This is a genomic window from Sporomusa sp. (assembly GCF_035561255.1).
GTDB lineage: Bacteria > Bacillota > Negativicutes > Sporomusales > Sporomusaceae > Sporomusa.
In genome coordinates, this window is record NZ_DATMXX010000106.1 from 1 (window position 1) to 9,130 (window position 9,130).

7 protein-coding genes and 3 riboswitches are annotated in these 9,130 nt (G+C 51.5%); all 7 genes read right to left on the reverse strand.

The features are described 5' to 3' along the window. Positions 1 to 227: 227 nt before the first annotated feature. A complete protein-coding gene (locus VN379_RS06225; RefSeq protein ID WP_325531908.1) occupies positions 228 to 677 on the reverse strand; it encodes an OmpH family outer membrane protein in 450 nt (149 codons plus the stop codon). A gap of 39 nt (positions 678 to 716) precedes the next feature. Then, the gene (locus VN379_RS06230; protein ID WP_325531910.1) at positions 717 to 947 is read right to left on the reverse strand and encodes a hypothetical protein; all 231 of its coding nucleotides are present in this window, start codon (positions 945 to 947) and stop codon (positions 717 to 719) included. A gap of 135 nt (positions 948 to 1,082) precedes the next feature. Next, positions 1,083 to 1,266: riboswitch (cobalamin riboswitch) on the reverse strand. 42 nt (positions 1,267 to 1,308) lie between these two features. After that, on the reverse strand, positions 1,309 to 1,827 hold the full coding sequence (locus VN379_RS06235; RefSeq protein WP_325531912.1) for a helix-turn-helix transcriptional regulator: 519 nt from the start codon (positions 1,825 to 1,827) through the stop codon (positions 1,309 to 1,311). Positions 1,828 to 2,217: 390 nt separating this feature from the next. Further along, a complete protein-coding gene (meaB, locus tag VN379_RS06240; protein WP_325531914.1) occupies positions 2,218 to 3,363 on the reverse strand; it encodes a methylmalonyl Co-A mutase-associated GTPase MeaB in 1,146 nt (381 codons plus the stop codon). Beyond that, positions 3,360 to 5,519, reverse strand: a complete 2,160-nt coding sequence (gene scpA / locus VN379_RS06245) for a methylmalonyl-CoA mutase (RefSeq protein ID WP_325531920.1) — start codon at positions 5,517 to 5,519, stop codon at positions 3,360 to 3,362. The genes meaB and scpA overlap by 4 nt, the downstream gene beginning before the upstream one ends. Before the next feature lie 23 nt (positions 5,520 to 5,542). After that, positions 5,543 to 7,705, reverse strand: a complete 2,163-nt coding sequence (locus VN379_RS06250; protein WP_325531916.1) for a methylmalonyl-CoA mutase family protein — start codon at positions 7,703 to 7,705, stop codon at positions 5,543 to 5,545. A gap of 20 nt (positions 7,706 to 7,725) precedes the next feature. Continuing rightward, complete coding sequence (locus VN379_RS06255; RefSeq protein WP_325531918.1) at positions 7,726 to 8,028, reverse strand: hypothetical protein; 303 nt, start codon at positions 8,026 to 8,028, stop codon at positions 7,726 to 7,728. Positions 8,029 to 8,362: 334 nt separating this feature from the next. Next, positions 8,363 to 8,546: riboswitch (cobalamin riboswitch) on the reverse strand. Between the two features lie 109 nt (positions 8,547 to 8,655). Continuing rightward, positions 8,656 to 8,840, reverse strand: a riboswitch (cobalamin riboswitch). Positions 8,841 to 9,130 lie beyond the last annotated feature (290 nt).

Below are 9,130 nucleotides of genomic sequence, written 5' to 3' on the forward strand. Positions count from 1 at the left end.
ATAAAAAGGAAGAAGACCAAAGAGATCGTCTTATATTTACTTCTAGAATATCTCATCATGGACATACCGTAAATACCTCAAATGAGGTAATTCTGGGATAGCGCTAAAATAATTGAACGACAATCAGTATTTAATAAACGATTAGTGATAGCCTGACTTTCACCGGTAGCTTTCGGAAGCAGCCCATAACCAGCTAATAAGGGAACCGGCAACGGTTCCCTTATTGTTTACTTTTTCGTTATTTTTGCTAACACATTAATGGTAATATCCTGACCGCCATAGACAGTTGCATCTTTTTGTACCACAACCGTCAGCCCTTCGGTATCAGCCACTTCTTTGATGGCGGCATCAATCTTAGCGGTGATAGCTCTTAGCAGTTCCTGCTGCTTTTGTTCCAGCCGTTGCCGTAATTGGAACTGCAGCTCTTGTTTAGCCTGATCGCTTAAACCGGCAGATTTACTTGTGAATTCCTGTTTAACCTGCTCATTCTCAGCCTGCAGCACTTTATTGGCTTCAGGCATATCCGGGTGTTTGTTGATTAAGACATCATAGTCCACAACCCCGATCGGGGATGCAGCCGTTTTTTTGGCGGCAGCAGCTTTACCAGGCAACAATACACACAGAGTTCCTGTCAAAAACAGGATTAGGGTAAATAGGATCAGTGGTTTGTTTTGCATACGCAACCTAATTACCTTCCTTCTCTTAATTACTATCATTCACTCACAGCATAAGCGTCTATTATCGCTTGAAACTGGTTTTCTTGTCATCTTGCACTTGGTTCCAAATTCGACATAATCCTCCAGAGCAGCAATAATTAATTGCTCCCGGCGACTGTCATTGGCAGTTATGCCGCACTCCGCCTCGCTGATCATCTGTTTGATCTGGCTAGGATGATACCCGCAAGCCAAAAGTCTATCAGTTAGCTGTTTAATTTGTTCGTGTTTCATTCATGCACCCCTAAACCCTCATTAACGGTTGCTGCTCAGCAGCCAAATAAAAAACTCCCCGATGGGAGTGCTTACGCCAAACTACCAGGATTATTATCCGGTAATTTATCCGCCTCCCTGTCGCTCGCAGGTCAAATGGTGATTGTCAGATAGGCAGTTCTCCTGACTTGCGGATCATGACTTTCTCGCGCCTTCCCAAAGCGAATGGCTTAAGTGGCAACTATGCGAGATTGCTCCCCGTTACAGTGGCGGGACCGTGCCGGCATTAACCGGTCTTCCCTATTAAGCCCCGCAGGGCACCTATCCCGGTATTCATTTTTTTCTCAGTTCTGTATGATTGAGTGGCCCAATTGTACCGTTATCATAGATGGAAATTCTTACTAATCAGTTCAGTCCGGGAGCTTGTTCCTGTTTTGGCCAGCAGGTTTCTTACATGCGATTTGACGGTTTCAAAACCAATACTAAGCATTGCACTGATTTCTTTGTTCGTTTTGCCGGTGGCAATTGCATTAAGGATATCCTTCTCCCGCCGCGTAAACGGTACCTTGCCTCGCGGGTTATTGTCGCTGCCTGCTTTATAGTCAAAGACCACCATGATCAATGCCTGCTTGTCTGAATAAATGGAAAAAAAACAAAAACTGATGATAACGCATTGATGATCCAAGCTACCACTATAATTAAGCAAACTCGTTTTTGTGGCTCTAACCATAGCCAAAAAACACCGGCAGATCCCCTTAAATTGTTTACATAATTCAGGAGGGATGTTGGCAAGCACCTGTTTTGCCACTTCATTTGCATAAATTCTTTCTAATTTGCAGTTGTAAACACAAATTCCTTGATTAGCCTGCTGAAAAACCTCCCAGTATTTTGACCTATACATTTTTTACCCTCAGTCTTTGTCGTTAGATTTACCACCCATCTTAAACCGGTGGTTAAGACGCTTAAATAAAGTGTAAATAAATAAGTCCTTTTCATAAAAATAGTATCTCTTTCCAGGATATCTCAGGATAGGCATGACGTAAATGCCTCATGTGAGGTATTTTCGGCATAATATTACAAAAAAGTGTGACAAATGCTTTGCCTGAGTTATAATCCCCCCCCCTAATAGCAAAGGCTCCCGCCTATGGATGGGAGCCTTTGCTATTAAGAAGCAATCAGTTAAGCGAGTTGACCATTCGCAGTTTAACTGAGCGCTTCTTTAGAAATCTGGCGGCATATGCTGGTCCGTGTGTAATTATGCAAATAAAATCCGGGTGGTGTGCAGAGTACGCTAGAGCGATTGGCCGCATTCATAGATATCCAGCAGCTCTCTTACGGCTTTAGTTGCCATCAGTGCGCCGCCGGCTACTCCCTGCTCAATGCGGGGCAGCTGAGCCTTAACTGCAGGGTGATCATAAAACCGTCGGTACAGATGTTCTTCAACCATGGTGCGCAGCCAGGCCAATGCCTGATTTTGCCGCCGGGCGGCAAAGGCACCGGAGGCCCGGGTGTGCTTGATGAACTGCTCTACTTTACTCCATAGCTCGGGTATGCCGTCACCATATAAGGCCGAGCAGGTCAGGGCCTGCGTCACCCAGCCCTCGGTGGCCGGACGCAGGTAGTGCAGTATCTGTTCATACTCACCGCGAGCCGTCAGGGCTCTCACCCGGTTATCACCATCGGCTTTGTTCACGGCAATAAAGTCAGCCAGCTCCATGACACCTTTTTTCATCCCCTGGAGTTCATCGCCGGCCCCGGTCAGCACCAACAGCAGGAAACAATCCACCATCGAGCGCACAGTTACCTCACTTTGGCCGACGCCAACTGTCTCTACCAGGATGATGTCATAGCCGGCCGCCTCGCACAGGATCATGGTCTCCCGGCTTTTCCGCGCCACCCCTCCCAGCGTGCCGCTGGAAGGGGATGGCCGGATAAAAGCATTGGGGTGGCGATTAAGCTGTTCCATTCTGGTCTTATCCCCCAGAATACTGCCTTTAGTCACGGTACTGCTGGGGTCTACCGCCAATACCGCTACTTTATGCCCTTGCTGGCACAGCTGGCAGCCCAGGCCTTCAATGAAGGTGCTTTTACCAGCCCCCGGCACACCGGTAATCCCGATACGCAAGGCCTGGCCGGCATAGGGCAGTACATCTTGCAGCAGCTGCTGGGCCAGTTCTCCATGGCGGGGCAGGTTACTTTCCACCAGGGTAATCGCCCTGGCCAGTATGCCCCGGCTGCCCTGTCTAATCCCCTGATAATAATCGGCCACGGTAAGCCGGGGCGGCAAATTGGCCTGCGGTGCCGGGGCAGGTTCCCGCCGCGGCCCCGGCAAGCCGTCATGCGCAGTTGTCACCCCGTCCATAACCCGGCTGGCGAACCCGGGTTCCTTACCGCCTGCCGCCCATTCCGGCAGCCTGCTCTGCGGCTTATCACTCACTCTGCCGACCCGGACCGGACTATAAGAATTTCCAGGATGCGCTGCGCCGCTACCGGGATAACTGTACCTGGCCCGAAGATGGCGGCAGCACCGTGCGCACGGAGAAATTCGTAATCCTGTGCCGGGATGACACCGCCAGCCACTACTAATATGTCCTCCCGGCCCCTTGCTTTTAATTCCTCGATGAGTTGCGGCAGCAGGGTTTTATGCCCGGCCGCCAGTGAGCTCATGCCGACAACATGCACATCATTATCGACAGCTTGTTGTGCTGTTTCTGCCGGTGTCTGAAACAACGGACCGATATCGACGTCAAACCCCATATCGGCAAAGGCGGTAGATACTACCTTCGCGCCCCGGTCATGGCCGTCCTGGCCCATTTTTGCGATCAGAATCCGTGGACGCCGTCCCTCCAGCCCGGCAAATTCATCAGTCTGGGCCCGGACCCGCTCGATCTCCTGCTCATCATTGAATTCACTGCTGTAAACACCGGAAATGGAACGGATAATCGCCTTATGCCTGCCGACCACTTGTTCCACAGCCAAGGATATTTCCCCCAGGCTGGCCCGGACACGGGCGGCCTTAACAGCGAGATCCAGTACATTGCCTTCCCCTGTGGCCATTGCTTTGGTAATGGCGGCCAGAGCCGACTGCACCTCAGCCTCATTGCGATTGGCCCGCAATTGTTCCAACCGCCGTAATTGGGCTTCCCGGACAACCGTATTATCGACTTCCAGGATCTCCAGCGGGTCTTCTTTGTCCATGCGAAAGCGATTAACACCAACAATTGTTTCTTTACCGGAATCGATCTGAGCCTGCCTTCGCGCGGCCGCTTCCTCAATCCGCATCTTCGGTAAACCGGTCTCAATGGCTTTAGCCATTCCGCCCAGTGCTTCCACCTCCTGGATATGGGCCCAGGCTTTGCGGGCCAGTTCCAGCGTCAGGGCCTCGACATAATAAGAGCCGCCCCAGGGATCAATTACCTTGCAGATATAGGTTTCATCCTGCAGGTACAGCTGGGTATTGCGGGCAATCCGGGCCGAGAAGTCGGTAGGCAGCGCGATGGCTTCATCCAGGGCATTGGTATGCAGCGATTGGGTGTGCCCCAGCGAAGCAGCCAACGCCTCAATGCATGTTCTGGCCACATTATTAAACGGGTCCTGTTCGGTCAGGCTCCAGCCGGAGGTTTGGGAATGGGTTCTCAGGGCCATCGATTTAGGGTTCTTAGGATTAAACTGCTTAATCAGCTTGGCCCAGAGCAGACGGCCGGCCCGCATCTTGGCCACTTCCATAAAATAGTTTTTGCCGATCGCCCAGAAGAAAGCAAACCGCGGGGCAAAGGCGTCAATGTCCAGACCTGCTTTCAAGCCGGTTTTTACATATTCCAGGCCATCGGCCAGGGTGTAGCCAAGCTCGATATCGGCCGTGGCCCCCGCCTCCTGCATATGATAACCGGAGATGCTGATACTGTTGAATTTCGGCATGTTCTGGGAGGTATAGGCAAAGATGTCGCCAATAATCCGGATTGAGGGCTCCGGCGGGTAAATATAGGTGTTGCGGACCATAAATTCTTTGAGGATATCATTCTGGATGGTACCGGTGAGAACCTCCGGTTTGACCCCCTGTTCCTCGGCAGCCACAATGTAAAACGCCATAATAGGCAATACGGCACCGTTCATGGTCATTGACACCGACATCTTATCCAGGGGGATTCCATCAAACAGGATCTTCATGTCCAAAATAGAATCGACTGCCACCCCGGCTTTGCCGACATCACCAACCACCCGGGAGTGGTCGGAGTCATAGCCCCGGTGGGTGGCCAGGTCAAACGCAATCGACAAGCCTTTCTGGCCCATCGCAAGATTCCGTTTGTAGAAAGCATTGCTCTCTTCAGCGGTGGAGAAACCCGCATATTGCCGGACTGTCCAGGGCTGAGTAACATACATATTTGGATAGGGCCCGCGTAAAAACGGGGGGATACCGGACAAATAGCGCAGATGATCAAGCCCGGCCATGTCTTTTTCGGTGTAGAGGGGCTGAATATCGATCTGCTCCATGGTCCGGTGGACCAGTTCTGTTACGGTTTTACCTGTTTCATGCTCGATCTTTTGCTGCCAGTCATCATATGAGGGGGCATTAAACCGGCCTGTGAACTCCATTGTGGCAAAATTAGGTTTAGCTGTCACCGTATCATCCCCTTCCTTTTCTGCAACCGTACCAGGCTGGCATGGCAATTAGCCCGGACATGGATAAACTCGTCTACACCAGCCGCTTGATATTCCAGCTGCAGATCCTCCGGCGGCAGCCCGGCCAAAATGACCCAGACGTCAGGCCGGGCCTGCTTTAACAGCCGGGCCAGCGGCGGCACAAGTTCGGGATAGGCGGCATCGGTGGAGCAGATGACCACAGCATCGGCCTGGGCCTGCACAGCTGCTGCCACTGCTGCTGCCGGGGCATCAAAGCCATTATTGCCAATGAGGGTAAAACCGCCAACCTCAAAGAAACCACGGCTGAAGTCCGCTCTGGGCTTATGTTGGGGAATGGGTCCCATATTCGCCAAAAAGATTTTCAGGTTTTCCCCGCCCTGCTTTACATAGTGCTCTGTCGTCAGCCGGACTGTCTCATAAAGCTCTGTCAGCCGGTGCAAGCGCAACGGCATAACCGTCAGCGGAGCAGCCACTGTTTGACGCAGGGCGGCCAGAATCTCCCCGATGGTACAACCGGCGGTTACTGCCTGCACGGCCGACTCCAGTGTTTTCTCTGTCAGGTTATTGCGCTGCTCGGCCAGGCGTTCCAGGCAGAGCATTCGCTGACCGATATCGGTAACCGAGCGAAAGCTGCACAGCTCCCTGATCCGGGCTGACCGGATCTCTTCCTGATTAATCACCGTTTGTTCCAAAGGTTTTTCTGTTAGGTTGGCATAGACATTAGTGCCAACAACAGCATCCCGCCGTTTAGCCAGGTTTGCTGCCCGTTTTTGCGCTGTAGCAGCTACCTGATCCTGAGGAAATCCGGCCTGTACAGCCTGCAGCATTCCGCCATAGGCTTCCGTTTTACGGAACAGCTCCCAGGCTTTGTGAGCCAGTTCCTCGGTTAAGGCCTCCACATACCAGGATCCGCCTGCCGGATCAACCGGCAGCAATAATGAGCATTCCTGCTGCAGCATAATCTGGGTATTGCGGGCAATACGCCGGGAAAACTCGTCACTAGGCCTGATCACTTCATCAAACGGTCCAACATACAGGCTGTCAAGACCACCAGCCACCCCGGCGAAGGCTTCGGTAGTCGTTCGCAGCATGTTGACATAAGGATCATACATTGTTTTGGTAAAGCGGGAGGTACGTCCGTGGATGTTGGCCCTGCAGTCTGTTTCATTACCCCCAAACGCCTCGGCAACCTGGCTCCACAACACGCGAACCGCCCTTATTTTTGCCAACTCCATAAACATATTGGCACCAAGGGAGAAGGAAAAGCGCAGGTGGCGGGAAATGACGGAGAAGGCCACGCCCCGTTCCTGAAGCTTATTGACATACTCCACAGCGGTCGCTAAAGTAAAGGCCAGTTCCTGTACCGCATTGCCACCGGCATCATGGTAAGGGCTGGCATCTGCCAAAATGGTCTTAAGTTGCGGGGCATGGCGATCTGCCCACAGGGTGACTGCCGCCATTTCGTCATACAGCGTTTCCAGTTCGGCCGGCAGATACCCCTGTTGTGACAATGATCCCAGCGGATCCATTGTAATTGCCCCTGATAAATTCTGCAGCTCTATTCCCTGGGCCCGGGCAACACCGGCAAGCAGGGCGGCGACCGGCAGCTGACTGACACCGCACTGGATGAGTACCGGCCATTGTTTCAGGTCAAGCCCTGCTAATGCCTGCGTCAAATCAGCGAGGCTGGTGAGGGAAAACCCCTGATCCCCAATTCTGTCTGCCTCAGCACAATCAGGATCCTCACCGGCTAATGTGGCTGTATCCAGTTGTAAGTGGATTGCCTTGAGTCCTCTGGACAACTCGTTTTTCAATACCTCATTTACCTCTTTGGCCATGGCCTGATCACAAACCTGGGCAATCAGCCAGGGGGTGGTCAGATAGCCACCGGCCCGGGTTCCCCGGATAAAAGGCCGGCTGCCGGGAAGGGAATGAATGAGGTTGGAGTCTGACAGGTTAACCGGACTATAAATGGGTTGTAGCGCAATACCTTCATAGGTTTGCGTAATTAATTTACTTTCAAAGCTGGCGCCTTTAAGCGCCTTCTCAGCCTCTGCCCGCCACTGTTCATACGAGGGTTCGGGAAATTCCCCAAACAGACTGTTAGAATCTGCGGGCTCTGCTTTTACTTCGTTCATTTGTGGCTGTCCCCCTTAAGTTATCCCTGACTAATGATCCGGATGCGCAATCCGGTAAACGCTGCTCGCAGCTGTGGCAAAAAATTGCGCTCCAGCAGCGTCTTATGTATGGCCTGGCTGGTAATCAGCCATAAAGTTCCATCATGATTGCGCATATCTACCAGACTTTCAATGTACTCTGCAAAATCGGCGGAAGACATAGCTTGTTTTAAGCTGGCGAGACCTGTAATTACAGCCTCATCGTGGTTTCTTATCCGCTCCGACAGGGCAACACACGGAGTTATGCTCAAGGAAGCGGATATTGGGATGATAAGATTAGTCATTTCAACCCCTCCTAGATTGTATCTCCAGCAACTGGTGGCCCTAAAACGCTGGTGCTGCTATGGAATTAGGGCACCGATTCACTGGATAAGCCTGACTTACAAGGTAAGCTTAGCTTTGTATATTTGAGGGCTTGAACCTTCTTCCCGCTGTTCTCCTTACATGGGGAACAGCGTAATGAAGTCAGTCTCTGCCTCGAGATAGTCAATATAAAAAGGCCCTCCTTGAGCGCGTCAGTGAGGGCCGGTTAAAAAGCAATCAAACAATACTCCCGGCTCAACAGCCGCAAGTAAAGCTTCTTAATTAATCCCCTCCCCATCGCTCGTGGGTGAAAAAACGGTGATTGTCAAACAGGCAGTTCTCCTGGCTCCGGATCACAGCTCCTCCAAACCTTCCCAGGACTTTTATCTCCCAGTGGCAACTCTTGGATTCACTCCCCGTTACAGTGGCGGGACCGCGCCGGCATTGCACCGGACTTCCCTATTAAGCCCCTAAGGGCACCTGTCTCAACACTATTCAGTTATCAATAAATAAACCCCTCCCACAACAATGCAGGAGGGGTAGTAATTGAAAAATAGCATAACTAAGTAAACTGTGCCATTAATCCCCTCCCCATCGTCCGTGGGTAAACGGTGACTGTCAAACAGGCAGTTCTCCTGGCTCCGGATCGCAGCTCCTCCAAACCTTCCCAGGACTTTTACCTCCCAGTGGCAACTCTTGGATTCACTCCCCGTTACAGTGGCGGGACCGCGCCGGCATTCACACCGGTCTTCCCTATTAAGCCCCGCAGGGCACCTGTCTCAAAGATTGTATGAGATTTTCAAAGGTTTATTAATCACTCGGGATCATACTAACACACTATAACCGGTTAGTCAATTCATGATTTGATCAAATTTCTCTCTTCCCATCTGCCGTGCAATCGTCAAAAAAAAGAAAGGGTCGTAACGACCCCGCGCCATTAGACGCAAATCTAAGGACTCACAAGAAGGAGGAGTATATTAGAAAACTCCCGGCTGCAGTTGGCAACCGGGAGAGATTCTACAGTATACTAAATACAAACCCCTGGCAATAACCAGGAATAAATTCAGCGGCAATACACTGTAA

Bases quoted from the DNA above. Each gene is read 5' to 3' on its own strand.
- scpA (WP_325531920.1), bottom strand. From the start codon at position 5,519: ATGGAGTTCACAGGCCGGTTTAATGCCCCCTCATATGATGACTGGCAG.
- VN379_RS06255 (WP_325531918.1), bottom strand. From the start codon at position 8,028: ATGACTAATCTTATCATCCCAATATCCGCTTCCTTGAGCATAACTCCG.
- VN379_RS06230 (WP_325531910.1), bottom strand. From the start codon at position 947: ATGAAACACGAACAAATTAAACAGCTAACTGATAGACTTTTGGCTTGC.
- VN379_RS06225 (WP_325531908.1), bottom strand. From the start codon at position 677: ATGCAAAACAAACCACTGATCCTATTTACCCTAATCCTGTTTTTGACA.
- VN379_RS06250 (WP_325531916.1), bottom strand. From the start codon at position 7,705: ATGAACGAAGTAAAAGCAGAGCCCGCAGATTCTAACAGTCTGTTTGGG.
- VN379_RS06235 (WP_325531912.1), bottom strand. From the start codon at position 1,827: ATGTATAGGTCAAAATACTGGGAGGTTTTTCAGCAGGCTAATCAAGGA.